24 protein-coding genes are annotated in these 26,415 nt (G+C 71.9%); 15 read left to right on the top strand and 9 right to left on the bottom strand.

The annotated features are described in order from the left end of the window. Nucleotides 1-141: 141 nt before the first annotated feature. On the top strand, nt 142-666 hold the full coding sequence (locus ACZ5TL_RS02985) for an SgcJ/EcaC family oxidoreductase (RefSeq protein WP_468586972.1): 525 nt from the start codon (nt 142-144) through the stop codon (nt 664-666). A gap of 3 nt (nt 667-669) precedes the next feature. Here the strand turns inward: ACZ5TL_RS02985 and ACZ5TL_RS02990 are convergent, their stop codons facing one another. Then, nucleotides 670-2,064, bottom strand: a complete 1,395-nt coding sequence (locus tag ACZ5TL_RS02990) for a sensor histidine kinase (RefSeq protein ID WP_468586974.1) — start codon at nt 2,062-2,064, stop codon at nt 670-672. Continuing rightward, nucleotides 2,061-2,762, bottom strand: coding sequence for a response regulator transcription factor (locus ACZ5TL_RS02995; RefSeq protein ID WP_468586976.1), 702 nt, complete (start codon nt 2,760-2,762; stop codon nt 2,061-2,063). The genes ACZ5TL_RS02990 and ACZ5TL_RS02995 overlap by 4 nt, the downstream gene beginning before the upstream one ends. 232 nt (nt 2,763-2,994) lie before the next feature. On the opposite strand from ACZ5TL_RS02995, the gene ACZ5TL_RS03000 reads away from it, so the two are divergent. The 4 genes from ACZ5TL_RS03000 (at nt 2,995) to ACZ5TL_RS03015 (ending at nt 7,603) form a co-directional block, all read left to right on the top strand. Then, nucleotides 2,995-4,272: an aspartate kinase gene (locus ACZ5TL_RS03000; RefSeq protein ID WP_384153443.1), complete on the top strand. Its 1,278-nt coding sequence runs from the start codon at nt 2,995-2,997 to the stop codon at nt 4,270-4,272. After that, nucleotides 4,272-5,348 (top strand): aspartate-semialdehyde dehydrogenase, encoded by a 1,077-nt coding sequence (locus ACZ5TL_RS03005; RefSeq protein ID WP_468586978.1) that lies wholly within the window; start codon nt 4,272-4,274, stop codon nt 5,346-5,348. The genes ACZ5TL_RS03000 and ACZ5TL_RS03005 overlap by 1 nt, the downstream gene beginning before the upstream one ends. A 519-nt stretch (nt 5,349-5,867) precedes the next feature. Then, on the top strand, nt 5,868-6,443 hold the full coding sequence (locus tag ACZ5TL_RS03010) for a SigE family RNA polymerase sigma factor (protein WP_468586980.1): 576 nt from the start codon (nt 5,868-5,870) through the stop codon (nt 6,441-6,443). Nucleotides 6,444-6,559: 116 nt separating this feature from the next. Next, a complete protein-coding gene (locus ACZ5TL_RS03015; RefSeq protein ID WP_468586982.1) occupies nt 6,560-7,603 on the top strand; it encodes a hypothetical protein in 1,044 nt (347 codons plus the stop codon). Between the two features lie 302 nt (nt 7,604-7,905). On the opposite strand, the gene ACZ5TL_RS03020 is transcribed toward ACZ5TL_RS03015, so the two are convergent. Next, entirely contained in the window at nt 7,906-8,700 is a 795-nt protein-coding gene (locus ACZ5TL_RS03020; RefSeq protein ID WP_468586984.1) for an SURF1 family protein, read from the bottom strand. Nucleotides 8,701-9,093: 393 nt separating this feature from the next. On the opposite strand from ACZ5TL_RS03020, the gene ACZ5TL_RS03025 reads away from it, so the two are divergent. From ACZ5TL_RS03025 to ACZ5TL_RS03040, 4 genes are all read left to right on the top strand, one after another. Continuing rightward, the gene (locus tag ACZ5TL_RS03025) at nt 9,094-10,968 is read left to right on the top strand and encodes a S9 family peptidase (RefSeq protein ID WP_468586986.1); all 1,875 of its coding nucleotides are present in this window, start codon (nt 9,094-9,096) and stop codon (nt 10,966-10,968) included. A gap of 265 nt (nt 10,969-11,233) precedes the next feature. Next, nucleotides 11,234-12,265: a permease gene (locus ACZ5TL_RS03030; protein ID WP_468586988.1), complete on the top strand. Its 1,032-nt coding sequence runs from the start codon at nt 11,234-11,236 to the stop codon at nt 12,263-12,265. Continuing rightward, nucleotides 12,262-12,963: a TIGR03943 family putative permease subunit gene (locus ACZ5TL_RS03035; protein ID WP_468586990.1), complete on the top strand. Its 702-nt coding sequence runs from the start codon at nt 12,262-12,264 to the stop codon at nt 12,961-12,963. The genes ACZ5TL_RS03030 and ACZ5TL_RS03035 overlap by 4 nt, the downstream gene beginning before the upstream one ends. Before the next feature lie 114 nt (nt 12,964-13,077). Then, a complete protein-coding gene (locus tag ACZ5TL_RS03040) occupies nt 13,078-13,488 on the top strand; it encodes a Pycsar system effector family protein (RefSeq protein ID WP_468586992.1) in 411 nt (136 codons plus the stop codon). A gap of 65 nt (nt 13,489-13,553) precedes the next feature. On the opposite strand, the gene ACZ5TL_RS03045 is transcribed toward ACZ5TL_RS03040, so the two are convergent. From ACZ5TL_RS03045 to ACZ5TL_RS03070, 6 genes are all read right to left on the bottom strand, one after another. Beyond that, complete coding sequence (locus ACZ5TL_RS03045; RefSeq protein WP_468586994.1) at nt 13,554-13,802, bottom strand: hypothetical protein; 249 nt, start codon at nt 13,800-13,802, stop codon at nt 13,554-13,556. A 118-nt stretch (nt 13,803-13,920) separates the two neighbouring features. Continuing rightward, nucleotides 13,921-15,765 (bottom strand): asparagine synthase (glutamine-hydrolyzing), encoded by a 1,845-nt coding sequence (asnB, locus tag ACZ5TL_RS03050; RefSeq protein WP_468586996.1) that lies wholly within the window; start codon nt 15,763-15,765, stop codon nt 13,921-13,923. A 70-nt stretch (nt 15,766-15,835) separates the two neighbouring features. Further along, the gene (locus ACZ5TL_RS03055) at nt 15,836-16,432 is read right to left on the bottom strand and encodes a pyridoxamine 5'-phosphate oxidase family protein (RefSeq protein ID WP_468587094.1); all 597 of its coding nucleotides are present in this window, start codon (nt 16,430-16,432) and stop codon (nt 15,836-15,838) included. Between the two features lie 101 nt (nt 16,433-16,533). After that, complete coding sequence (locus ACZ5TL_RS03060) at nt 16,534-18,555, bottom strand: FAD-dependent oxidoreductase (protein WP_468586998.1); 2,022 nt, start codon at nt 18,553-18,555, stop codon at nt 16,534-16,536. Nucleotides 18,556-18,559: 4 nt separating this feature from the next. Beyond that, nucleotides 18,560-20,149: a methionine--tRNA ligase gene (locus ACZ5TL_RS03065; RefSeq protein WP_468587000.1), complete on the bottom strand. Its 1,590-nt coding sequence runs from the start codon at nt 20,147-20,149 to the stop codon at nt 18,560-18,562. After that, on the bottom strand, nt 20,146-20,523 hold the full coding sequence (locus ACZ5TL_RS03070; protein WP_468587002.1) for a cupin domain-containing protein: 378 nt from the start codon (nt 20,521-20,523) through the stop codon (nt 20,146-20,148). Before ACZ5TL_RS03070 ends, ACZ5TL_RS03065 begins: the two co-directional genes overlap by 4 nt. 320 nt (nt 20,524-20,843) lie before the next feature. On the opposite strand from ACZ5TL_RS03070, the gene ACZ5TL_RS03075 reads away from it, so the two are divergent. From ACZ5TL_RS03075 to ACZ5TL_RS03100, 6 genes are read left to right on the top strand one after another with little or no spacing between them, the layout of a single operon-like run. Continuing rightward, nucleotides 20,844-22,175, top strand: a complete 1,332-nt coding sequence (locus ACZ5TL_RS03075) for a lysine N(6)-hydroxylase/L-ornithine N(5)-oxygenase family protein (RefSeq protein WP_468587004.1) — start codon at nt 20,844-20,846, stop codon at nt 22,173-22,175. Next, a complete protein-coding gene (locus tag ACZ5TL_RS03080; RefSeq protein ID WP_468587006.1) occupies nt 22,168-23,250 on the top strand; it encodes an NAD(P)/FAD-dependent oxidoreductase in 1,083 nt (360 codons plus the stop codon). Before ACZ5TL_RS03075 ends, ACZ5TL_RS03080 begins: the two co-directional genes overlap by 8 nt. Nucleotides 23,251-23,299: 49 nt before the next feature. After that, nucleotides 23,300-24,238 (top strand): dihydrodipicolinate synthase family protein, encoded by a 939-nt coding sequence (locus ACZ5TL_RS03085; protein WP_468587008.1) that lies wholly within the window; start codon nt 23,300-23,302, stop codon nt 24,236-24,238. Then, nucleotides 24,235-24,624, top strand: a complete 390-nt coding sequence (locus ACZ5TL_RS03090) for an L-rhamnose mutarotase (protein WP_468587010.1) — start codon at nt 24,235-24,237, stop codon at nt 24,622-24,624. Before ACZ5TL_RS03085 ends, ACZ5TL_RS03090 begins: the two co-directional genes overlap by 4 nt. Next, nucleotides 24,621-25,655: a beta/alpha barrel domain-containing protein gene (locus tag ACZ5TL_RS03095; protein ID WP_468587012.1), complete on the top strand. Its 1,035-nt coding sequence runs from the start codon at nt 24,621-24,623 to the stop codon at nt 25,653-25,655. The genes ACZ5TL_RS03090 and ACZ5TL_RS03095 overlap by 4 nt, the downstream gene beginning before the upstream one ends. Continuing rightward, nucleotides 25,642-26,415 (top strand): HAD family hydrolase, encoded by a 774-nt coding sequence (locus ACZ5TL_RS03100; RefSeq protein WP_468587014.1) that lies wholly within the window; start codon nt 25,642-25,644, stop codon nt 26,413-26,415. Before ACZ5TL_RS03095 ends, ACZ5TL_RS03100 begins: the two co-directional genes overlap by 14 nt.

Raw genomic sequence — 26,415 nt, forward strand, 5'->3', positions numbered from 1 at the left:
GCTCCTTGTACGCCCCTTGTATGTGGGCTGTACGGCCCCTGACCGGTGAGACGCGAGTCTGGAGTCACTTCCACCGCGGAGAAAGCGGAGGCAAGTCAACTCCCCTCACAGCCAACTCCCCTCACACGCAATGGAGATGCCATGAACCGCCGCCCAGCCCGCCGAGGCATAGCAGTCGTCACCGCGGTCGCCGTCGCCGCCGGCGGTGCCTTCGCCCTCGGGGTGGGGGTCGCCGGAGCCGACTCCGGGAGCGAGTCCGCGAAGCACTCCCGGACGGTCACCAAGGCGCAGGTGCTCGGGCTGTTCGACGGCTGGAACGCCGCGCTGCGGACCGGGGACCCGCAGAAGGTCGCCGACCTGTACGCGAAGGACGCGGTCCTGCTGCCGACCGTCTCCAACCAGGTCCGCACGGACAGAGCCGGGATCGTCGACTACTTCGAGCACTTCCTGCGGAACAAGCCGGTCGGGACCAAGGTCGAGTCCGTGGTCAACGTCCTCGACCGCGACACCGTCATCGACGCCGGTGTGTACGAGTTCGCGCTCACCGACCACGAGACGGGCGCGAAGAGCACCGTCAAGGCCCGTTACACCTACGCCTACGAGAAGCAGCCGAACGGCACCTGGCTGATCGTCAACCACCACTCCTCGAAGATGCCCGAGGGGTGAGTCTCAGCCGCCGCCCCGGTGGGACGCCCGGAGCGTGATCGTCACGCACAGGCCGCCACCCTGCGGGTGCCCCCGGGCGGGCGAAGCCGAGACGGGGGGAGCGTCCGTCAGCGCCACGGTCCCGCCGTCGTCCGCCACCAGCTGTCTGACGACGGCGAGACCGAGGCCGGAGCCGGTCCTCCCGGTCAGGCCCTGGCCCCGCCAGAAGCGGTCGAAGGCGCGGGACTTCTCGGCGTCCGACATGCCGGGCCCTTCGTCCAGGACCGACACCCCCACCACGTCGCCCCGGGGGTCCACCCGCACGGTGATCGTCCCGCCGTCCGGTGAGACCTCCAGGGCGTTGGACAGCACGTTGTCCAGCACCTGGTCCAGAGCGCCGGGGCTGGCCAGCACGGACAGCCGGCCGTCGGCACTCCCCCCGAGCGCGACGGTGACTCCGCGCTCGTCGGCGGCCGGCCTCCACACGGCGAGCCGCTCCCGCACGATGTCCATCAGCGGGAGCGGCTCGGCCGCCGCCACCTTGGCCTCGGCCCGGGCCAGCACCAGCAGTCCGTTGACCAGGCGGCTCATTCGCACGACCTCCGCCGTCGCCTGCTCCACGTCCTCCCGTACGAATTCGTCGTCCACCCCGTCCGAGATGTTGTCCAGGGACAGCCGCAGCGCCGTGAGCGGGGTGCGCAGCTGGTGGGAGGCGTCGGCGACGAAGATGCGCTGGGCCGCGATCAGCGTGTCCAGGCGTTCCGCGCCCTGATTGAGGGTGCGCGCGAGGGTCTGGGTCTCGGGCGGGCCCGTCACGGGGGAGCGGGCGGTCAGATCGCCGTCGCTGAACTTGCTGGCCATGTCGTTGAGCTGGCGCAGCGGCCGGGTGAGGCGGCGGGCGGCCACGACGCCGAGCAGGGCGGCCACCCCGAGGACGAGTACGGCCAGGACCGCCCGGAAGCCCCAGATCTGCCAGAGGCGGTCGGTCATCTCGCCGGTGGAGTACACGATGCGTACGGCGCCGACGACCTGGTCCGTGCCGGCCGCGCGGGCGGGCACCGTGATCACCAGCTCGGGACCCCAGATGAAGGAGGAGCCCCAGTCGGTCGTGGAACGGCCGTCCTCCAGGGCCGCGGCCAGGGCCCCGTCAGCCGTCGGCCGCCGCAGGTCCGCCGGGCAGCCGACGGTGGTGGTCACCTGGATCTCGTCGTCGTACGCCTTGGCCATCTCCTCCAGGGCCTGGCAGGAGGCGGCCCGGCCGTCGCCCAGCAGCAGGGCCATGGCGTCGGCCTCGCGCAGGACGGCGGACTCGGTGTCGTCGCGAAGCTGATTGGTGAGCGTGAACGCCACCGGCACGGTGAACAGCGCGATGGCGACCGCGACGAGCAGGACGTAGCTGCGGACGAGCCGGCGGATCATGAGGCGCCGTCGCCCTCGTCCTGGGCGGTCTCCAGCCGGAAGCCGACCCCGCGCACCGCCTCGATCGTGATCGCCCCCGCGAGCTTGCGCCGCAGCGCCGCCACGTGCACGTCCAGCGTCTTCGTCGGCCCGAACCAGTTCGCGTCCCAGACCGCTTCCATGATCTGCTCGCGCGACATCAGCGCCCCGGGCTCCTCGGTGAGGAAGGCCAGCAGGTCGTACTCCTTGGGCGCGAGGGCCACCTCCTGGCCGTCGAGTCGCACCCGGGCCGCCTTGCGGTCGATCGTCAGGCGCGGGCCGTAGCGGTCGGGGCCGCTCTCCGCGCTGCCCGCGGCGGGCGTACGGGGCCGCGCGCGCCGCATGACCGCCCTTATCCGGGCGATGACCTCCCGGACCCCGAACGGCTTGGAGACGTAGTCGTCCGCGCCCAGCTCCAGCCCGACCACCCGGTCCGTCTCGTCGCTGCGCGCGCTGATCACGATGATCGGGACGTCGCCGCGCTCGCGCAGCGCCTTGCAGATGTCCAGGCCGTCGGTGTCGGGCAGGCCGAGGTCCAGCAGGACGACCTCGTAGGGACCCGCGTGCCGCAGCGCCGCCCCGCCCGTGGCGACCCACTCGACCTCGAAGCCGTAGCGCCTCAGGCCGCGGCGCAGGGACTCGGCGACCGGTTCGTCGTCTTCCACCAGGAGTACACGCACAACTGAACCATAGTGCTTGAAAGTTGAGTTACCTGGCTCGCCCGGGGTGCGGATTGTGACGCCGGGCACTTTCCGAGTGGCCCGTGCCCAGATGGGCATGAGCGACTCTGGACGAGCCCCGGAATCTCACCATGCGATACCGCGGAAGGAGTTTTCGGACGCTCGTTAGACTGAGCCGACCGCGGTACGAATGCGTATGAGCGGATAGAGACGGATTGAGCGAGGAGCGCACGTGGGCCTTGTCGTGCAGAAGTACGGAGGCTCCTCCGTAGCCGATGCCGAGGGCATCAAGCGCGTCGCCAAGCGGATCGTGGAAGCGAAGCAGAACGGCAACCAGGTGGTTGCCGTGGTTTCCGCGATGGGCGACACGACGGACGAGCTGATCGATCTCGCCGAGCAGGTTTCCCCGATGCCTGCCGGGCGCGAGCTCGACATGCTGCTGACCGCCGGAGAGCGGATCTCCATGGCCCTGCTGGCCATGGCGATCAAGAAGCTGGGCCACGAGGCCCAGTCGTTCACCGGCAGCCAGGCAGGTGTCATCACCGACTCGGTCCACAACAAGGCCCGGATCATCGACGTCACGCCGGGACGGATCAAGACCTCGGTGGACGAGGGCAACATCGCGATCGTGGCCGGGTTCCAGGGCGTCAGCCAGGACACCAAGGACATCACCACGCTCGGCCGCGGCGGCTCCGACACCACGGCGGTGGCTCTCGCCGCCGCCCTCGACGCGGACGTCTGCGAGATCTACACCGACGTGGACGGCGTGTTCACCGCCGACCCGCGGGTGGTGAAGAAGGCCCGGAAGATCGACTGGATCTCCTTCGAGGACATGCTCGAACTGGCGGCATCCGGGTCGAAGGTGCTGCTCCACCGCTGTGTGGAGTACGCCCGCCGGTACAACATCCCGATCCACGTCCGGTCCAGCTTCAGCGGACTTCAGGGCACGTGGGTCAGCAGCGAGCCGATTACGCAAGGGGACAAGCAGGTGGAGCAGGCTCTCATCTCCGGTGTCGCGCACGACACCTCCGAGGCCAAGGTCACGGTCGTCGGCGTGCCGGACAAGCCGGGCGAGGCGGCCTCGATCTTCCGCGCGATCGCCGACGCCGAGATCAACATCGACATGGTCGTGCAGAACGTGTCCGCCGCCTCCACGGGCCTGACGGACATCTCCTTCACGCTGCCGAAGACCGAGGGCCGCAAGGCCATCGACGCGCTCGAGAAGAACAAGGCCGGCATCGGCTTCGACTCGCTGCGCTACGACGACCAGATCGGCAAGATCTCCCTGGTCGGCGCCGGTATGAAGACCAACCCGGGTGTCACGGCCGACTTCTTCACGGCCCTGTCCGACGCGGGCGTGAACATCGAGCTGATCTCGACCTCCGAGATCCGCATCTCGGTCGTCACGCGCGCCGACGACGTACCCGAGGCCGTCCGTGCCGTGCACTCCGCGTTCGGGCTCGACTCCGACAGCGACGAGGCCGTCGTCTACGGGGGCACCGGCCGCTGATGGCCGGATCCGGGCAGACCGGCCGGTCCGCGCGACCGACGCTCGCCGTGGTGGGAGCGACCGGAGCCGTCGGCACGGTCATGCTCCAGATCCTGTCCCAGCGGGCGGACATCTGGGGCGAGATCCGACTGGTCGCCTCCCCGCGCTCGGCCGGCCGCAAGCTGGCCGTACGCGGCGAGGAGACCGAGGTCGTGGCGATCGGCGAGGAGGCCTTCGACGGGGTCGACGTCGCCCTGTTCGACGTTCCCGACGAGGTCGCCGAGCGATGGGCGCCCGTGGCCGCCGCCAAGGGCGCGGTGGTGGTCGACAACTCCGGCACGTTCCGGATGGACCCGGACGTGCCGCTCGTCGTGCCCGAGGTCAATCCGCACGCCGTGCGCATGCGCCCGCGCGGCATCATCGCCAACCCCAGCTGCACCACGCTCTCCATGATCGTGGCCCTGGGCGCGCTGCACGCCGAGTTCGGGCTGCGCGAGCTGGTCGCCTCCTCGTACCAGGCCGTCAGCGGCGCCGGGCGCACCGGTGTGGCGACCCTGCGCCAGCAGCTGTCCCTGGTGGCCGGCACGGAGCTGGGCACCCACCCCGGTGACGTACGCCGGGCCGTGGGGGACAACACCGGGCCGTTCCCGGAGCCGGTCGCGCTGAATGTCGTGCCGTGGGCCGGTACGGCGCGTGAGGACGGCTGGTCGTCGGAGGAGCTGAAGGTGCGGGACGAGTCCCGCAAGATCCTCGGGCTGCCCACGCTGCCCGTGGCCGTCACCTGCGTCCGCGTGCCGGTGATCACCACGCACTCCCTGACCGTGCACGCCCGCTTCGAGGGCGAGGTCACCGTCGACAAGGCTCGCGAGATCCTCGCCACGGCGCCCGGTGTCGTGCTGTTCGACAACCCGGCCGCGGGGGAGTTCCCGACCCCCGCCGACGTGGTCGGCACCGACCCGACCTGGGTCGGGCGGGTGCGCCGGGCCCTGGACGACCCGACGGCGCTCGAACTCTTCGTGTGCGGGGACAACCTGCGCAAGGGTTCCGCGCTCAACACCGCGCAGATCGCCGAGTTGGTGGCGGCCGAGCTGTCCTGATCGGTGACGGCGGGGGTTTCGTGAAGTTTCGCCCCGGTGAAAACCTCGGCCGATGTCACAGGCGGTTTGTAGGATCTGTGGACGACGTGTGAGCCGGTCGATGGTCCGGACCACTTGTCCCGGGGTCGTAGGCAGCAGAGGATTTACCTCCCCGCCCTCCGCAACCGTGCGGAGGGCGGGGAGCGTCTTTGCGGTCACCCTTCGGCCGTGGGAGCGCGTCATCAGGCGTGGGGACGCCTGGAAACGGACGTGGGGACGTCCGTTCACATCTGGACACAGGGGAAGAGCGGGACGCATGCGGGCATTTGATGCACCATCAGTTGTGCTGCCTGACGCGGGTAGACCGTCACCGTCGACGGTCGGCGTGAAAGTGACGCCCGGCACGTACAACCCTCACCGGGGTCGGCGTGTCAAACAAGCGTGGCAGAGGTACTCGACTTCAGCGCGGCACGCGGCACGGTCCTTCGACCGGCCCGTCCGGCGGCTCTCCGACCCCGAATGCCCGGTACGCCCGGTGGCATGCCGGTGATCGCGCCCGTGCCCGCAGCGCGGCCGGCCCGCATCCCGAACCAGCGCGACGACGCCGAGGACGGTGTCGCGGCGGGTACCACCGTCGACCACCTCACCGAGACCTACCGCGCGCACTACCGCTCGCTGCTGGGTCTCGCCGCCCTCCTCCTCGACGACACCGCCTCCTGCGAGGACGTCGTCCAGGAGGCCTTCATCCGGGTCCACTCCGCCCGCAAGCGGGTCCGCGACCCGGAGAAGACCCTGGCGTACCTGCGACAGACGGTCGTCAACCTCTCGCGTTCGGCGCTGCGCCGCCGCATACTCGGCCTGAAGCTGCTGTCGAAGCCCATGCCCGACATGGCCAGCGCCGAGGAAGGTGCCTACGACCAGCTGGAGCGCGACTTCCTCATCAAGGCGATGAAGGGCCTGCAGCGCCGCCAGCGCGAGGTGCTGGTGCTGCGCTACTTCGCGGACATGACCGAGGCGCAGGTCGCCGAGACGCTCGGCATATCGCTGGGCTCGGTCAAGGCGTACGGCTCGCGCGGGATCGCGGCGCTCAGGATCGCCATGGAGGCCCCGGCATGAGCGCCGGAGACGGCGCGCGCCGGGACGGGCGCGACCGGCACGATCCCTTCGAGTGGCACGAGCCGACAAGGCTGCACGGGCAAGATCCGAAGCATTCGCACGCTGGGAACAGAACTGTGAACCACGGCCCCGACGACCAGGACCCCGAGGGGTTCGACTCGGAAGAGCTGGACCTGCGCAGGATGCTGCACCAGGTGGTGCAGGAGGTGGAGCCGCGCGACGGCACCCTGGAGTACCTGCGGAAGGCGGTGCCACAGCGGCGGACCCGCAAGCGGCAGGCCGTCGTCGGCATGGCCGCCGCGGCGCTCTTCATCGGCACCGCCATCCCCGCCCTGGTACACGTCTCCAACGCCACCGGCTCCGACGCCAACCCGTCCGCCATCGGCCACGCCTCCGAGACCCAGGGCGGCGCGAGCCAGGGCAAGGACCCGGACGGCGGCCAGAGCACGACAGGCGGCTCCTCCGGCGGGTCCGAGGCCAGGGAGAAGGACGAGAAGAGGGAGAAGGAGACGGGCAAGGGCCCCGGCGCCGCCACCGGTGCGTCCGAGGGCGCCGGCCCCTCCTCCACCGCCGCCGCGGGCGTCCCGGCCTGCACCGCGGCCCAGCTCGGCCCCGCCTCCGCGAGCAGCGACGCCCCCGACTCCACCGGCGCGGTCTCCGGCTCCTTCCGCGTCACCAACGTCTCCGGCGCGGCCTGTACGGTCACCAGCACCGGCTCGGTGAGCGCGGCGCCGCAGGGCGCGGCCGACGCCGGCAAGGTCGGCCAGGCCCGGCACACCGCCGGGGACGCGGCGGCCGGTCTCCTGCCCGACCCGTCCCTGGAGGCCGCTCAGCTGGTGCTCCAGCCGGGCCTCGGCTACGACGTGAAGTTCGCCTGGGTTCCCTCGGAGACCTGCTCCACCCCCGGCGGCAGCGTCGGCGGCCCCGACCCCGACCCCAGCCCCGAGCCGACCCCTTCGCAGGAGCCGACCACCACGGCCGGTACCTCCACCGGCGGCGACACGGGCACGGCCCCGCAACTCGCCACGGAGGACGGCACGGCCGAGGGCAGCGTGGCAGTGACGTACACCCCGGGCACGGGCTCCGGCGCGGGCTCGGTGACGATCCCCAACGCATGCGCGGGGACGGTCTACTGGACGGGCGTGCTGGCGGGGGCGTAATCGCGGGGCTGCGGTGGTGGTGCCGCTCGGGACCGCCCACCCGCACCGCTGTGGGCGCGTCGTGTCGCCTGCGCTGCGGGAAGTCGTGCGGCTCGGGTGTGGGGTGTCGTGTCGCTTTGAGCTGCGGGCGGTCGTGCCGCTGGGCGGCGCGGGCGGGTGGTGGGGCCCTGCTCAGCGGAGCGGAGAGCTTCAGCGGAGCGGAGAGCTTCAGCTGAGAGGAGAGCTTCAGCGGAACCGAGCGCTTCGGGGAGGCGCTCCGAGCCGCCGGGCTGCTGAGCCGCCCGCCTCACCCGGGTCGCGGCTTACTTGACCCCCGCGTCCACGGCCGCGGGCTCCTCGTCCGGCACCAGCCCCAGCTCCGCGTCCCGCGCGAACTCGATCTCGCGCCGCAGCAGCCGGAACCACATGAAGATCACAAACCCCACGAAGGCGAACCACTCGGCGGTGTAACCCAGGTTCTGGAACGCCTTCAGATCCAGCCCCGTGTCCGGCGGCGCGGCAGCCGGCACCGCCTTCATCCCCGCGTCACCCTTCGCCAGTGTGACCCAGGCGTCGTACACGTCGTACGGCACCAGGTTCACCAGGGACGCGGCACTGATCGCCGCCGTCTGCCCGGCCGGCAGCCCGCCCTGCGCACTGACCCCGTTGTCCCCGGGCGTCTCGGACGCCTGGAGCGCCCCGGTCACCGTGACCTCACCGGCCGGTGGCGCGGGCGCCTTCGCGGTGCCGGCGGTCCCGGGCAGCCAGCCCCGCACGACCGGCAGGGCCTCCCCCGAGTCGGTACGCAGCAACGTCAGCACGTAGAAGCCCTGTTTGCCGTCGAGCTTCCGTCCCGGCACCAGCAGCTGTTCGCCGTAGCGCCCGGTCGCGGTGACCGGCTTGCCCGACGTCGCCTTGGTCACCGGCAGCATCTGCCCGAGCGGCCGCGGCGCCTCGCGCCCGGCCTCGGCGACCTGCTCGGTCGCGGTGCGGTGGTCCTGCACGCGGTCCTCGAACCGGCCCAGCTGCCAGGACCCCATGAAGATGCAGAAGGGGATGGACAGCAGCACGAAGACGTTGATTCCCCACCATCGGGGCGTCAGCAGAAACCGGTACACACCCCCACGGTACGGGGCCGGCGGGCAGGCCCCGCTCGCGGGGTCGGCGAGGCGGCGGTCCCGGAGGGCGCCGACGCTCAGTACCGCTCGCCCCGGTGCTCCCGGCCCGCCGGCGGTTCGTGGGGCGGTCGACGGCCTCGTCGACCTCGGGGCGCTCGATGTCGCGCAGGGGCCCTGACCGGCGCGGAAGGCGTCGAGGCCGTAGAAATCGCCGGCGGCGTGCAGTGGCATCCGCTCGTCCCTGTGGGCGCGGTTCGTCTGGTTCCGGTCGGCCGTGGTGGGGGAGTGCGAGGCAGTCACTCCTGATCTGCTCGGAAGGGGGACCGGTGGAGGTTATCCACAGGCTGGGGGTCTCGCCAGCGCGTTGTCGGCGGAGGCGGGCAGTATGGGGCCATGACTGAGAGCAACGGGTCCGAAGCGCGGGATCAGCGGGACCAGCACGAGCAAGCGGTACAGGCGGTACAGGCGGGACAGCAGGAGCGGATGCCGGACTGGGAGAAGCGCTTCCGGGCGCCTCGGGTGTCCCTGCCCGACTGGGCGGAGGACGCGCCGGACCGCTCCCTGTTCGTGTCGAACGCGACGGGGACGTACGAGCTGTACGCCTGGGACCGGTCGACGGGCGAGCAGCGCCAGGTGACGGACCGGCCGAACGGCACCACGGACGGCGTGCTGTCGCCGGACGGCGCGTGGATCTGGTGGTTCGACGACAAGGACGGCGACGAGTTCGGCGTGTGGCGCCGCCAGCCCTTCACGGGCGGTGCGGACGAGCCGGCGGCCGAGGGCCTGGACGCCTCCTACCCGGCGGGCCTCGCCCTCGGCCGCGACGGGCGCACAGCGGTGGTGGGCCGCTCGACGGACGAGGACGGTACGACGATCCACCTCGTCCGCAGCGGCGAGGCCTCGGTGGAGGTCTACCGCCACCGCGAGTCGGCCGGCGTCGGCGACCTCTCCCACGACGGCTCGCTCATCGCCATCGAGCACACCGAGCACGGCGACGCGATGCACTCCGCGCTGCGCGTCCTGCGCCCCGACGGCACGGCGGTCGCCGACCTCGACGACACCGAGGGCGGCACGCGCGAGCTGGGCCTGGAGGTCCTCGGCTTCGCCCCCGTCGACGGCGACACCCGCCTGCTCATCGGCCACCAGCGCCGCGGCCGCTGGGAGCCCCTGGTGTGGGACGTGGCCTCGGGCGGGCAGTCGGACCTGGCGCTGGAACTGCCGGGCGACGTCAGCGCCGAGTGGTACCCGGACGGCACCGGTCTGCTCATCGCGCACAGCTTCGAGGCCCGCAGCGAGCTGTTCCGCTACGACCTGGCGAGCCGCGCCCTGACGGAGATCGCGACCCCGCCCGGCACGGTGTCCGGGGCGACGGCCCGGCCCGACGGCAGCGTGGAGTACCTGTGGTCCTCGGCGGCCGAGCCGTCGGCGGTCCGCTCCACGACGGGCGGTGTCGTCCTCGACCCGCCCGGCATGAAGTCGCCCGGCTCGGTGCCGGTGGAGGACGTGTGGGTGGAGGGCCCGGGAGGCCGTATCCACGCCCTCGTCCAGAAGCCGGAGGGCACCACCGGCCCGCTCCCCACGGTCTTCGACATCCACGGCGGCCCGACCTGGCACGACAGCGACTCCTTCGCGGCGGGCCCGGCGGCCTGGGTCGACCACGGCTACGCGGTGATCCGTGTCAACTACCGCGGTTCCACGGGCTACGGCCGTGCCTGGACGGACGCCCTGAAGCACCGCGTGGGCCTCATCGAGCTGGAGGACATCGCCGCGGTCCGCGAATGGGCTGTCACCTCCGGCCTCGCCGACCCCGACCGCCTCGTCCTCACCGGCGGCTCCTGGGGCGGCTACCTCACCCTCCTCGGCCTCGGCGTCCAGCCCGAAGCGTGGGCACTGGGCATCGCGGCCGTGCCCGTCGCCGACTACGTCACGGCGTACCACGACGAGATGGAAGCGCTGAAGGCGATGGACCGCACGCTCCTGGGCGGTACCCCCGAGGAGGTCCCCGACCGCTTCGAGGCGTCGTCCCCCCTCACTTACGTCGACGAGGTCAAGGCCCCGGTCTACATCTCGGCCGGCGTCAACGACCCGCGCTGCCCGATCCGCCAGATCGAGAACTACGTCAAGCGTCTGGAGGCGAGGGGCGCGGTCCACGAGGTGTACCGCTACGACGCCGGGCACGGATCGCTGGTGGTCGACGAGCGGATCAAGCAGGTGCGGCTGGAACTGGAGTTCGCGGAGCGGCACTTGAAGAACGTCACCACGCGGTAAGGGGGGTGTCGACCTCGTGACGCCGAGCCCTGCGGGACACCGCTCGGCGTCACGCCCCGGCCCGCTCCCGCCGGCTCCGCCCCAGCAACTCCGCCAACCCCCGCCGCGTCGCCGCCGGCACCATCCGGCCCTCGGCCCATACGGCTGGTTCCAGAAGGGGACGGTGGTGCGTGAACGGCCGGTCGCCCCCGCTCGTACGTATCGGGAGGGAAGGGGGAATGCCCTCGCCGCACCACCCTCGCGCACCACCGGAGGTACCGGGCCCGTGGCCACCACGAAGACCGCCCCGCGGGAGAGCGGGGACAGCAGGGCGGACCGGGCGGAGGAGCGCCGGGCGGAGGAGGAGGGCCGGCATCTCACCTCCCCTCTCCTGCTGACGCTCCTGCTGCTCACGGCGGTGATGTTCCAGGGCCCGGTTCGCGGGGCCCTGGCCGCGCCGATGATGCAGAGCTGGATGACGGTGTTCGTCGCGGTCATGGTCCAGGCGCTGCCGTTCCTGGTGCTCGGCGTACTGCTCTCGGCGGCGATCGCGGTGTTCGTACCGCCCTCCTTCTTCGCCCGGGCCCTGCCGAAGCGCCCGGCCCTGGCGGTGCCGGTCGCGAGCGCGGCGGGCGCGGTGCTGCCGGGCTGCGAGTGTGCCTCGGTACCGGTGGCCGGGGCCCTGGTCCGCAGAGGAGTCACCCCGGCGGCGGCCCTGGCGTTCCTCCTGTCGGCGCCAGCCATCAACCCGATCGTGCTCACGGCGACGGCCGTGGCGTTCCCCGGCAACCCCGAAATGGTCCTGGCCCGTTTCGTCGCCAGCCTGCTGGTGGCCTGTGCGATGGGCTGGCTCTGGCAATGCGTCGGCCGCGCGGACTGGCTGCGGCCCCCGGCCCGGGCGTCGTACGAGGGCCAGGGCAAGGGGGCGGCCTTCTGGGGCTCGGTGCGCCACGACGTGACCCACGCGGGCGGGTTCCTCGTGGTCGGCGCGATGGCCGCGGCGACACTCAAGGCGGTCGTACCGGCGCAGTGGCTGGCACTCGCGGCCGGTCACCCCGTGCTGTCGGTCCTTGTCCTCGCGGCCCTGGCCGTCCTGCTCTCCATCTGCTCGGAGGCGGACGCGTTCGTCGCGGCGTCCCTCACCCAGTTCTCCCTGACGGCCCGTCTGACGTTCCTGGTCGTGGGGCCGATGATCGACCTGAAGCTCTTCGCGATGCAGGCGGGCACCTTCGGCCGCGCCTTCGCCCTGCGCTTCGCCCCCGCGACCTTCGCCCTGGCCGTCGTCGTGTCGGCCCTGACCGGAACGGTCCTGCTGTGAACCGCCAGGCCCAGTCGGCCCTCCTCTTCCTGCTCGGCGCGACCCTGCTGCACGCCGGCACGACCGACCTCTACCTCCGCTACGTCAAGGAGGGCCTGCGCCCCCTGGTCCTCCTGGCGGGCGCGGTCCTGATCGCGACGGCCGCAGCGACCCTCTGGTATGACCGCCGCCGCACCTCCCCGGGCGCCCACCACCACGAACCCCGTGTTTCCTGGCTCCTCACCCTCCCGGTCTTCGCCCTGATCCTGGTCTCCCCACCGGCCCTCGGCTCCTACAGCGCCGCCCACACCGGCACGGCCCTGACGAAGCCCCTCGGCTTTCCGGCCCTGCCCGACGGCGACCCCCTCCGCCTCGGGGTCGCCGACTACGCGGGCCGAGCCGTCTACGACGACGGCCGTTCGCTCCGTGACCGCGAGCTGAAGATCACCGGATTCGTCACCCTGGACCGGGCGGGCGCCCCGTACCTGGTCCGCATGGGCCTCAACTGCTGCGCCGCGGACGCCCAGCCGATCAAGATCGCCCTCACCGGCGACATCCCCCCGGTCCTGCGCCCGGACACCTGGCTGGAGGTCACCGGCCGCTACACACACCGCCGGACCAAGGACCCGGTCAACGACGGCCCGATCCCGTACGTCGAGGTCACCCGGGCCAGGCCGGTGGCGGTACCGCGCGACCCGTACGAGACCTGGGGCAACTGACGCCGAGGGCAGTGGAACCGCTGTTCCGGGGTACTCGGAGAAGCCGTTCCGCCGCGGTCGGTGCGTACGGTGCCACGGGCGGGGACTCTCACGAGCGAGCGAACAGGGGGACGTATGACGACACCCGTAGGCCGGACCGACACGGATCGTGCGGCGGAACCCGCGCAGGCTCGCCTGAGAGAGGCACGCCAGGAACTCGTGAAGGCCGACAGCAAGGCCGGCCTTACGCTGGCGACCCTGGGCGGGGTGCTGGCCGCCCTGCTCGGCGCGATCGGCAGCGGTGTCATCGTGCCCGGCCAGTACGCCGTGGTCCCGCAGCTCCTGGTGTGGGCCGGCTGCGCCGCGTGCGCACCCTCCCTCGTCCTCCTCGGCCTGCCCGGACCGCGGGCCCGGGACCTGACCCGGGTGGAGACCGTCTCCCGCACCGCCCGGATCAAGTACCGCCGCATACGGCACGCGATGGTCTGGGGCGCGGCCTTCCTCGCGCTCACGGTGGCGGGGACCCTGGCCGGGGTGCTGACGTGACGGGCAGTCAGTCCGCCGGGCGGGCAGGGCGGACGCCGGGGCCGGGACGCTGATGTGACGGCCGGTCACTCCGCCGGATGCACGGCGAAGCCGTCGCCGCGCTCCACCTCGAAGAGGGTTTCCCGCCGCTCGTCACCGAAGCCGGGGAAGTGCGGCTGCCCCCGGCCGGAAGGCGTGGGTGAGATCCGTGAAGACGGTGCCCTCGGACACTCCCGGTAGAACGACCGCAGTTCGTTCAGGCACTCGGCCTCTCCTCGCACCAACTCGCCGAAACCGTGCGGCGCCTCGAAGGCACCACTGCCGCTGTCGTCCACCGCTGGTACCCGTTCCCAGTCGGGCGCCGCGCAGGGGCCGGCGGTATCGCCGAGGAAGAGCAACAGAACTGACGACCCGCTGAGCGGGGCATCCGTACGGGGAGCCGCCCGGGCCGGCTCAGGCCGACAGGACCAGCCGGGGGTTGTGCAGTTCCAGCCAGGTGGCCAGGTCGAGCCAGCGCTCCAGGCCCGTACGGGTGGCGCCGTCGACGTCGGCGGCGGAACGGGCCACCGTCTGCTGCACCCACTCCTTGTCGGTGAGGGCGTGCACGGCGTGGCCCCGCTCCGCGAGCACCTCCTTGGCCTGCTGCTGGAGCGCGGCCGTGTAGAACGGGTCACGGGTGGACGGGTAGGGAGCCTTCCGGCGCTCCACCACCGAACGGGGCAGCAGGTCGGCGGAGGCCGCCCGCAGCAGGCTCTTCTCGCGATGGTCGAAGGTCTTCATCGACCACGGCGTGTTGAAGACGTACTCGACCAGCCGGTGGTCGCAGAAGGGCACCCGGACCTCGAGACCGACCGCCATGCTGAGCCGGTCCTTGCGGTCCAGCAGGATGCGGAGGTACCTCGTCAGATGCAGATAGCACACCAGCCGCATCCGCGCCTCGAACTCGTCCTCCCCCTCCCGCCGGGGCGCCTCGGCGACCGCCTCGGCGTAGCGCTGCCGGATGTAGCCGGGCAGGTCGAGGTCGGCCATCAGGCCGCTGTCGAACACCCCGGTGCCGGTGTGCGGGCTCGTCACATGCGTGTGGTCGACCCAGGGGAACGTGCCCGCGCGCTGGGCCTCGGGCTGGTGCAGCCACTTGTAGCCGCCGAACACCTCGTCGGCGGACTCTCCGGACAGGGCGACGGTGGAGCGTTCCCTGATGGCCTTGAACAGCAGGTAGAGGGAGTTGTCGGCGTCGCCGAACCCGACCGGCAGGTCCTTGGCGGCCACCACCGCGCGCCGTACGGCAGGATCGGCCATGCTCTGGGCGTCGAACACCAGGTTCTCGTGGTCGGTGCCGCAGTGCGCGGCGGTCTCCCTGGCGAACGGGGCGTCGGCGTCCGCCCGGAACGGGTCGGAGGCGAAGTTGTCCGTGTGCCGTTCGAAGTCGACGGAGAAACTGCGGATGCGTTCCCGGTCGCCGAGTTCCCGCTGGGCGAACGCGGTGATGGCACTGGAGTCCAGGCCGCCGGAGAGCAGGGTGCAGCGCGGCACGTCGGTGACGAGCTGGCGGCGCACGATGTCGGCGAGCAGGTCCCGCACCCGGGAGACTGTGGTGGCGGTGTCGTCGGTGTGGTCGGTGGCCTCGAGCTTCCAGTAGGTGTGGGTGCGGACCCCTGCGCGGTCGACGGTGACCAGGGTGCCCGGACGGACCTCCCGCATGCCGCGCCACACGGCGTGCCCGGGGGTGCGGATCCAGGAGAACGCCTCCCGCAGGCCGTCGAGGTCGACGGCCTTCTCCACGTCGGGGTGGGCGAGGATGGCCTTGGGCTCCGAGCCGACGAGCACCCCGTCCTCGGTGGTGGTGTAGTACAGCGGCTTGACACCGAGGCGGTCCCGGACGAGCAGCAGCCGTTCCGTGCGGCCGTCCCAGACGACGAGGGCGTACATCCCGTTCAGCCGCTCGACCAGCGCCTCGCCCCACTCCAGGTAGGCGTGCAGGACGACCTCGGTGTCACTGCGGGTGCGGAAGGTGTGGCCACGGTGCCGCAGCTCGTCGCGCAGCTCGACGAAGTTGTAGATCTCACCCGTGTAGGACAGGGCGACCTCGCCGCCGCCGGTGTCGAAGGACATCGGCTGGCGGCCGCCCTCGATGTCGATGACGGCGAGCCGCCGGTGGCCGAGAGCCACGTGCGGCCGGGTCCACACGCCGGAGTCGTCCGGGCCACGGCAGGCCATGGTCGCGGTCATGGCCGCGACCGCTTCCTGCTCCCTTCGCAGGTCCCGTCCGTAGGAGACCCAACCGGTCAGTCCGCACATGGCGTTCGCCTTTCTGATTCGTCGTTCTACGACTCGAGGGCAGGCGCGGAGCGCAACCCCGGTCGGGGTGTCAGCCGAGATGGCGTGGCAGCGGAATGCCCGGCGCAAGCGCGGGGTCGGGCACCGGGGTGCCCCTGACCAGGCTCAGGGGCACGACGCCCGCCCACAGGCCGAGGTCGGCGTCCGGGCTGTCGCCGTCGTCCGGCGGTCCGGTGCGGACCTTGACCGACGCCTCTTCCAGGCTGAGGGCCACAAGCGCCGACGCGGCCAGTTCCTTGCGGCTCGGCCGGCGGGCGTAGTCCCACTGACCGGGCTGTACCTGCTCGACGATCAGGCGCAGCCCGGTCAGGGTCTCCTCCGGGTCGGTGACCAGGCGCGGGACGCCGTAGATCATGGCGCTGCGGTAGTTGACGCTGTGCTCGAACAGTGACCGGGCCAGCACGATCCCGTCCACGTGGGTGACGGTCACGCAGACGGTCTGCTCCGGGGCCGCGGCCAGACTGCGCGCGGCGACGGAGCCGTGCACGTACAGCGTGTCGGCGGTGGCGCCGTACACGGTGGGCACCACCACGGGTGTGCCGTCGACTACGGCGCCGAGGTGGCAGAGGAACCCGGCGGCGAGCACGGCGTCCAGGTCCGCGCGGGCGGTGCGGCCCTTCTCCTTCATGCGGCGCAGCCGCGTCCGGTCCGTGACCGGGAGTTCGTCGCCGAGGGGATGGTGCGGGGAAGTGCTCAAGGTGTCACCTTCGCTGTGCGGGGGCTGGGCGGTCACGGCGTGGCGCCCTGCCACCGCAGCAGGCACCGCACGGCGACCGCCGCCTCTTCGGCGGCGCCCGGCGCCGTCTTGAAACCGGCTCCAGACCAGCAAGCGGCCACCACGGCCGGGGACTCACCGGGAAGAAGGCCCAGGAAAGGCCCGTCTGGATGGTACAAGTCCGCGCCGAACCGCCCGCCCAGATAAGGAACTTGAGAGATCCACGGCCATCGGTGGACGACCCCGGCACGGATGTGGGCGACCTGCTCGTCGGTGACGGTGTCGCCGCCCGTGGCCGGCACGTCCCACTCGTCGACCGGCCTGCCGGTCAGGTGGCCGCCGGCGAACGGCCCGTCCAGCTGGGGGCGGCCCCATACGCCGGTGGTCAGGTCGTTGACCGCCGGCAGCGGCCGGCCGGGCTGGCGGAAGAAGGCGTACCGGATGCGTTTGGTGCGCGGGGCCGGGCTGCCGGGGCGGGGTGGCAGCCGGTCGCCGAGCAGGGCAGGGGTGCCGCTGCCCGCGGCCACCACGACGCAGCGGGCGGTGACCGAGCCCGTCGGGGTGCCCACGCGCACGCCCCTGCGGTGCGGCTCCAGCGCGTGCACCGGCTCCGGGGGCAGCAGCACGGCCCCGTGCCTGAGTGCCCGGGTGAGATACAGCGCGGCGGTACCGGCCGGGTCGGCGTAGCCGCCGCCCGGTTCCCACACCGCGGCCGCGGCGCCGTCCACCGCCAGGTCCGGCCACCGTTCGCCCAGTTCGCCGGGCGAGAGCAGGTCCGCCTCGATCCCCGCCGCGTGCAGCTCGCCGACGCCGCGTTCGGCCTCGGCGACGTCGTCCGGGCCGAGCAGCACCAGCGAGCCGGTGCGGTGAAAACCGGTCGACCGGGGCGGGGCCGCGGCGCCCCACAGCAGTCGGTGGCTGCGCACGGCCAGGTCGCGTACGACGGGGTCCGGTTCGTACGCCCGGACCAGGCCCCCGGAGAAGCGGGTGGCCGACCCGGCACCCGGGCCGGGGTCGGCGACAGCCACGCGCAGGCCCGCCGCGGCCAGTTCCGCCGCGGTGGCGGACCCCACCACACCGGCTCCGACGACCACGACGTCGTAGCCCGTGACCAGGCTGCCCGCCGCTCGTCGTGACGCCACTGTGGCAGTGTCGGCCGCCGGGGCCGTGAGCAGGGACACCGGGACGACCTCCCAGCCGGCGTCGTCGTCCGCGTCCACGGGATCGCCGTCGGCGTCGAAGGAGATGCCGGCGGCGGCGCGAACGGCCGCGAGGAGCCGGTCACCGGTGGCGGACGGGTCCGCGCGCAGGGCCTTGACGAGCGCCGCGAAAGCCGCGTCGACCTGGAGATGCGCGCCGCCGCGCAGCCGTACCACCCGGGCGGAGCGCGCCTCGTCGCCGAGCAGTGCGGCGAATTCCGGTACGGCGCAGTCGTCGGTGAAGAACAGCTGTCCCCCGTATCCCTCCATGCGCAGGCGGCGCGCGGTGGCCGCCGCACCGTGGTGGGTCCCGCAGACGACGAGGGCCCCGCCCGGCCCGGCCGGGTCCGGCTGCAGAGCGCCGAACCGGCCGGCGAGACGGCAGCCGTAGGGGCTGCCGTCGTCCACGACGGCCGGTATGCCGACGGAGAGGTCCTGTGCGGCTCGGCGGATCGCCGCGGGCTGGCCCAAGTCGTGCGGGCACCAGCGCAGCGCTCCGCCGCCGGAGGCGAGGAGGTCCGGGTCGGTGGCCAGCGGCAGCAGCACCGGGAGAGCGGCCTGCCGGTACAGGGGCAGGGCCCGTGCGGCGCCCAGGCTGTTGAAGTGCCCGATGACGGCGCGTATGTCGGAGCGCGGGTCCGCCACCAGGGCGCGCGCGAGGCGTTCGGCCTGTTCGGCGTCACCCCGGTCGTCGTGGAACTCCCAGACGACACGCGGATCGCCGTGCTCCGCGGCGGCTCGGGTCAGCAGCTCGCCCCAGGCGGCCCGTGGGCCACTGAAGGGCCCGACGACGGCGACGCGTACCGGGGAGGTGTCCGCCTTTCGCCCCCCTGCCATGGCCTCAGTCACCGAAGACGGGGCGGTCGGGCACGGTCAGCGGCCTGCCGGCCGGGGGCGCGACCAGCGCGGCCGCGTCGACCGAGCGGTCCGCGTCCTCGCCCAGGAGCACGGCAAGCCCTGCCGCGCCGGCCGGCATGACGGGCGCGGCCCACGCGGACAGAGCGCCGGCTACGGCCAGTTGGGCGGTCAGGGCGGCGCGGTGGGCGGACGGCGAACGGTGGCGCTCGTGCTCGTGGACGTACCAGAAGTCGTTGGCACAGGCGACGACCTCGTCCAGGAGGGCTACGGCGCGGCGCGGGTCGAAGCCCTCCACCCCGTACGCCTCGCGCAGATCGTCCACGGTGCGCAGCAGACGGGCCCGCAGCCGCTGCCAGGCATGCCCCTCGGGCCGCTCCTCGGGAACCCGGCCGTCACTGTCGCGGGCGATCGCCGCCAGCAACCGGTCCAGCCACCCGTTCCACTGTGTGGTCAGCAGCATCCGGGTCTGTTCGAGGCCGGCCCGGGTGAAGTTGGTCTGGCGCCCGTTGGGCCGGTCGCCGAGCACATGGTGCCGCAGGACGTCCGATCCGGCCTCGGCGAGCGCCTCGTGGGCCCAGATGGCGTGCCGCCGGCTGGTGGAGAACTTCAGTCTGTCCAGCTGGTAGAACTCGTTGACCACGAAGGTGCTCGCCAGGGCCGTCCCGGGGTGCACGGCGGCGAACAGGGCGGGGAACAGCACCGCGTGGAAGTAGCCGTTGTCGAAGCCGAAGAACTGCACGGGGGCGGGCCAGTGCCCCTTCTCCCGCTCCTGCTCGGGCAGTTGCCACAGGTAGCCCGGTGCCATCTCGAACCACACGTAGGCCCGCTGGTCCTCGAACCCGGGCACGGTCACCGGCACGCCCCAGTCGCCGGGGTGGCTCACGGCGATCTCCGGCAGTCCGTCGGCGAGCATCCGGTCACACAGGGAACGCAGGTGGGGCGGCATGTCCACCTGGGTCCAGAACGCCTCGAGACGATCGGCGAGCGGTGCCAGCGGGAAGTACAGCCGGGCGGCGTCACGGACCTCGGCCGGTGTGCCGCAGAGAGTGCAGTGCGGGTCGGCCAGATCGGCGCAGTCGTTGGGGCGGCCGCACGGTTCGCAGGCGTTGCCGTTGGACGCGGAGCCGCAGTGCGGGCACTTGCCCGTTACGTACGCCTCGTACAGCCAGCGCCCGCACGGGGCGCAGTACGGCAGCGGCCGGGTGCGGGCGACGACGTGTCCGGCGTCGTACAGCCGCCGCAGGAAGTCCTGGACGTAGGAGAGGTAGCCGTCCTCCTTACGCGGCCGCACCACCCGGTCGAATCCCACCTCCACCTGCCGCCAGACCCGGACGATGGACTCGCCGTAGCCGTCGGCGACCTCCTCGCCGGTGCGCCCGCCGTCCTTCGCGCCGCGCACGGGGACGTAGCTCTGATGGTCGTCGAGGCCGGTGGTGTAGCGGACGTCGACGCCGTCGGCGGCGAGGAAGCGGCGCAGCACGTCGCCGGCGACGTAGGGACCGGCGAGGTGGCCGACGTGCAGGTCGCCGTTGGGCGTGGGCGGGGTGGCGGTGATCCAGACCGGAGCGCTCATGCGGTCACCTCTCCGTGCGGTTTCTGCCGCGGCTCGTGCAGGGGCCAGTACACCGAGAGCCAGGTCAGGGTGTCCGGTCCCGGGTTGTGCACGACGTGCTCCTGGTCGCGGGGCAGGACGACCACGTCACCCGTGGTGAACTCGCCCTTCTCGCCGGCGAGGTCGATGGCTCCGGAACCGGAGAGGATCACCATGACCTCGTCCTGGTCGTGGCAGTCGGGGTCCGAGGAGGCGCCGGCCGGCAGGAAGCAGGCCATGCCGCCGAACGGCGGTTCCTCCTGGCCCTCGTGTCCCTGCCACGGAATGATCCGCTGGCACGCCATGCCGAACTCGCTCACGGCGGCGCCTTCATTTATCCGAAACTTGGTGATCATGCCCTGTCCATATCCCGAGAAGGGTCGCTCGGCCGGTGGGGCAGGGTAATTCCCATTCATCTCCTGCCCCGGCCAACTGTGCGTGGGCGCCGTGGTGCCGATCCAGCACACACCGGTGATGTTGCAGGAAGATGTCATGCACAAGGAGTGAAATATCTAGTTATTTCAGACAAGTTGGTGGGGTGTGGAGTCCCGTGGATGGCAGCCCGCTGCCACGTTCCGCTACCCGTCGACTACTCGGCCGGGATTCGGGATAGCGTCCAAATCGCCTCGGGCAATGGCATATCGAACCAACGGCCCGACGGGAAGGAAATGTCTTGATGGGGAATCCGCGCGACAATCTCTCGCCGGTTTACGACGTTGTGGGAATTGGTTTCGGGCCCGCCAATCTGGCCCTGGCCATCGCCCTTGACGAGCACAACGAGAGCGCGCCACGCGACCAGGCGGTCACAGCACTTTTCCTGGAGCGGCAGCCGAGCTTCGGCTGGCACCGGGGGATGCTCATCGACGGCGCCACGATGCAGGTGTCGTTCCTGAAGGATCTGGTCACTCTGCGGAACCCGACCAGCCGCTTCGCCTTCGTCTCCTACCTGCACACACGCGGCAGGCTGGTGGACTTCATCAACCACAAGATCCTCTACCCCACCCGCGAGGAGTTCCACGACTACCTGGAGTGGGCCGCCGCGGGAGTCGACCATCTGGTCTCGTACTCCAGCGAGGTGACCGAGGTGCGCGCGGCAGGCGACCTTCTGGAAGTGGTCGTCCAGGGATCCGCCGGCACCGCCGTGCACCGGGCACGCAATGTGGTCGTCGCCTGCGGTCTGCGCCCCCGCATGCCCGACGGGGTGCAGGCCGGCGCGAACGTCTGGCACAGCAGCGAACTGCTGACCCGGCTCGCCGGGCGCGCCGCGGACGCCCGCCGGTTCGTGGTGGTCGGCGCCGGGCAGAGCGCCGCGGAGGCGGCCGAGTACCTGCACCGCACCTACCCGCAGGCGGAGGTGGAGGCGGTCTTCGCTCGCTACGGCTACAGTCCGGCCGACGACAGCCCGTACGCCAACCGGGTCTTCGACCCCGAGGCGGTCGACGTCTACTACGACGCAGACGGGGCCGCCAAGGAACGGCTGATGACCTACCACCGCAACACCAACTACGCGGTGGTGGACCTCGATCTGATCGAGGAGCTGTACCGGCGGTCCTACCAGGAGAAGGTGCGCGGCCGCACCCGCCTGCACATCCGCGGCGTCAGCGAGGTCACCGGGGTGCGCGACCAGGGAGCGGGTGTCACCGTCCGGGTCCGTTCGCAGGCCACCGGCGCGGAGGAGGACGTCACCGCCGACGCGGTCGTGTTCGCCACCGGCTACGCCGAACAGGACCCGCTGTCCCCGCTGGGCGGCTTGGCCCCGTACTGCGCCCGGGACGCCGCCGGGCGGCTGCGGGTCGGCCGGGACTACCGGCTCACCGTCGACGGCCTGGACAGTGCCGGGATCTATGTCCAGGGAGGCACCGAGCATACGCACGGCATCACCTCGTCGCTGCTGTCCATGGTCGCGGTCCGCTCAGGCGAGATACTCCGCTCCGTCCTGGACCATCGCGCGACGGCGAGGGACAGCGACGACGAACCGCTCGCCCTGGAAGGGGCGGTGCATGACTGAGTCCGGCCACACGGCCGACGTGGTCGTGGTCGGCGCGGGCGTGCTCGGAACGGCCGTCTTCCACGAACTGGCCGCCCGCGGCGCCCGGGTCACCCTCGTCGAGCAGCACCGCAGCGGGCTGGGCACGACGGCCTGGAGCGGCGGCATCGTCCGCTGCCACCACGACGACACGGTCCTGTCCGACCGGGCGGTCACCGGATGGCACTACTTCCGCCGCTTCGCCGAGCACACCGGTGAACCGGCCACCTTCCACACCAGCGGGTTCCTGTACCTGCCGCGCCCGGACCGCGCCGCTCACGCCCGCGCGGAGGCGGCCCGGCTCGGCGCGGACCTGCCCGTGACCTGGCTGGAGGCCGAGGAGGTGACCAAGCGCTTCGGCCACCTGATGGCCGGGCCGGCCACCACCGGAGCGGTGTGGGAACCTCAGTCCGGCTGGCTGGACCCCGCCGAGGTGACCCGCGGCTTCCTGCGCGCCGGCCGACGCCGGGGCGGCACCGTCCTCGAAGGCGTCGCCGTGCACAGCCTGCTGCGCTCGGGCGACGGCCACGTCGCCGGGGTGCGCACGACCGGTGGAGCGGTCCGGGCCGGCCGGGTGATCCTGGCCACCGGAGCCGTTACCCCGCACCTGCTGACCTCCTGGGGACTGGCGCACGACCTGTGGGCCCAGGCCGTTCAGGTCGAGCTGTACCTGCCCGACGGGCCCGTGCCCGACCAGCCCGCCTACACCGACGACGAGTACGACGTCAACGGCCGGCCCGACCCGGACTCCGGCGGCGTGTACGTCGGACACCCCACGCAGCACCGGCTGCCCTCACCGCCCGGCCGGGAACCGGTGGACGCGGCCCAGTCCCGGCTGGCCGCCGAGGCGGGCGCCCGGCGCTGGGGGTGGCTCCCCGGCAGCCGCTCTCTCGGCGGGCTGCGCGCCGCGGAGTGCTGGGCCCCGGACGGCCGCGCCCGCGTCGCCGCACACCCGGACGAGCCCGCGTTGCTGCTGGCCACCGGCTTCAACGGGGGCGGATTCAAGATGGCGCCCTGGGCCGCCGCCGAGATCGCACGCCTGGCCGGTGTCGCGTGATCGGCCGGACGGCGCCGCAGGGGCCGCGCGAGAGGAACGGAGAAGACCGATGAGTCAGCAACGGCCCCACGGAACCAAGGAGATCAAGGGGGTTCTGCCGGTCGTCATCATGCCCTTCACCGACGACGGCGCCCTCGACGAGGAGGACTTCCTCCTCCAGACGGAGCACATGTTCGACGTCGGCTGCGACGGGTTCGTGGTCGGGCAGGTCTCGGAGGTGCTGCGGCTGACGCACACCGAGCGGATGCGCGTCGCCGAGTTGTGCGCCAAGGCCTCCGACGGACGCGGCGTGTCCGTGATGAGCACCGGGGCCGAGACGCCCGAGGGGGCCGTCGAGTACAGCAGGCACGCCGAGGACGTCGGGGTGGACGCCCTGCTCGTCATGCACCCGGCCACGATCCCGCTGGACGAGGACGGGATGGTGGAGTACTACTCCCGCGTCGTGGAGTCGGTCCGGATCCCCGTGATCGTCCACCACGCCAAGAGCCTGGCCAAGCTGCCGCTGACCATCGGCACCCAGGCCCGGCTGCTGGAGAGGTACGGCCCCGAGCGGGTGCTGTTCAAGCCGGAGGCCCAGCCGTCGCCGCCGAGGGTCAGCCAACTGCGAGACGCCACCGGCGGACGGGCCCGCATCTTCGAGGGCGACGGCGGCATGATGCTCCTCGACTGCCACCGCCGCGGCCTGGTCGGAACGATCCCCGCGACCGAGATCGCCGAGATCGTGGTGACCCTGTGGCGCCTGCTGGAGGCCGGGGAGCGGGAGAAGGCCGAACGGATCGGCTATCCGCTGTCATACCTCATGTGCCACATGATGAACAGCACCGACTACTACCTGTCGATCGCCAAGCGCTTTCTGAAGGAACGCGGCCTGATCAAGACCACCTATGTCCGTGGTCCGAGCCGCCACGTCCTCGACGAAGAGTCCTGGACCGAGGTCCACCGCACCTATCGGCACCTGCTCACCCTTGCCAAGGAGCTCGCCCCATGAAGAACCACGCCTTCACCATCCGCCTTCGTGACGAGGCCGCTGCGGAGAAGTACATCGCGCTGCACCGCGAGGTGTGGCCCGAGATCGTCGGACCGGGCGGCGCCCTGGAGACCATCGGCGTCCGCAAGCTGCAGATCTTCTACATCGATCCGCTCACGCTCTTCATGTACGTCGAGGCCGAGGACCACTTCGAGCCCGTCCACGACTTCCTCCGCGCCAACGACCTGCACCCCCGGGTCCAGGAATGGGACGACATGATGCACGACGGCGGCGGCAGCCTCCTGGTCCGTCACCCGGGCAACGACGGACGCCTCAACTGGGCGCCGATGCGGCGGATCCACCACGTCGACTTCACCAGCACCCTGCCGGACCTGGAGGACAAGTGAGTGCCGTGACCCGCGCGGACGTCACGGTCCTGGACTGCACGCTGCGCGACGGTGGCTACTACACCAACTGGGAGTTCGAGGACACCCTGGTCGAGGAGTACCTCCAAGCCTGCGTGGCGACCGGCGTGGACGTGGTCGAGCTGGGATACACCCAGTTCTCCCCGAGCGACCGCGGCCCCTACGGCGGGTACCCGTCAGGTGTCACTCCCGCGCTGCGCGACGCCCTGCCCGAGGGGCACGGCCTGCGCTTCGCCGTCATGGCGGACGCGACCGCGCTGGCCGAGGTCCCGGCATCCGGGGCCGGCCCGCGCCTGCGGGACCTCCTGGCCGGCGGGCCGCTGCCGGTCGATCTGGTACGGGTGGCCGTGCACCACAGCAGGACGGCCGGCGTCACCGAGGTCGTCTCCTCCTTGCGCGAGGCGGGCTTCGGGGTCTGCCTGAACCTGATGCAGGTGGACCTGGCGAGCCCCGCCGAAGTGGCCGAACTGGTCCGTCTGGTGGCCGGCATGGGCCCCCTGGAGGCGGTGTACGTCGCCGACTCCCTGGGCTCCCTGCACGCCCCCAAGATCACCGAACTGGTCGACGAGTTCCGCGCCGGCCAGGCCGCCCCCGTGGGTCTGCACGGCCACGACAACCAGGGCTTCGCGCTGCACAACACCCTCGCCGCGGCCCAGGCGGGCGCCACCTGGCTGGACGCCACCGTCCTCGGTATGGGGCGGGGCGCCGGCAACACCAGGATGGAGCAACTCCTGGCGGCGCTCGGGACGGAACAGCGGTCCCTGCAGCCGATGCTGGACCTGGTGGCCCGCCGGTTCGAGCCGCTGATGCACAAGTACCGCTGGGGTGCCAGCGCGCTCTACGCCATCGCGGGCATGCGCCGGATACACCCGACCTACGTCCAGCGCCTGGAGGAGAGCGTGGAGCGGGACGTGGAGATCAAGCTGCGCGCCCTGGATTTCCTCGCGCGCAACCGCAATACGTCGTTCGCCCCGGCGTCGCTGGAGGACGCCCTGCGCCATGCCGATGTCTGACCACACCGGCGCACCCCTGGAGCAGGCGCTGGCCGCCCACCGCCTCGTCGTGTTCGACCTCGACGGTGTGCTGGTGGACTCCAACGAGCTGAAGGTGGAGTGCATCCGCGAGGCGCTCGCGGAGTTCGGTCCGGAACTCGTGGACGTCTACGTCCACGAGTTCCGCCGGACCTTCGGACGCTCCCGCCGTGAGCACTTCCTCGCCTTCCACCGGGACTACCTGGACGGAGAACAGGCGACGGGGGAGGGTTTTGAGACGTTCTACCAGCGCTGTGCGGGCGGCTACGCCGAGCTTCTGGCCGAGCGTTACCCCAAGGCGCCACTGTGCCCCGACGCCGACCGGCTGGTCCGAGGCCTGTCCGACCGCGGGCTGCCGCTCTACGTGGCCACCGGCACCCTGACCGCCGAGGCGGAACGGGTCCTGGACGGGCATGGGCTGGTCGGCGAGTTCCAGGCCGTACTGGGCGGTGAGGAGCCCAAGGCGCGGCGGCTGTCCACGGCGCTCACCGCCGTGGGCGCGGCTCCCGGGGAGACGGTGCTGCTCGGCGACTCGCGTCAGGACCTGCTCGCCGCCCAGGCGGTCGGCATGAACTTCGTCCTCGTCACGGGGCACGGATTCTTCCCGCCCGCCCAGGTGCTCGAGGGCACGGACGGCCGAAGCGTGCTGGTGGCGGCCGGTTTGGATCCCGACGGCTTGCTCAGCGTCGCCGGGACGTACGAGGGTCCTGCGGGGCAGCAGAATCCGGCCCGCACGCCTTGA

The sequence above is a fragment of the Streptomyces sp. NPDC033136 genome, from assembly GCF_055578235.1.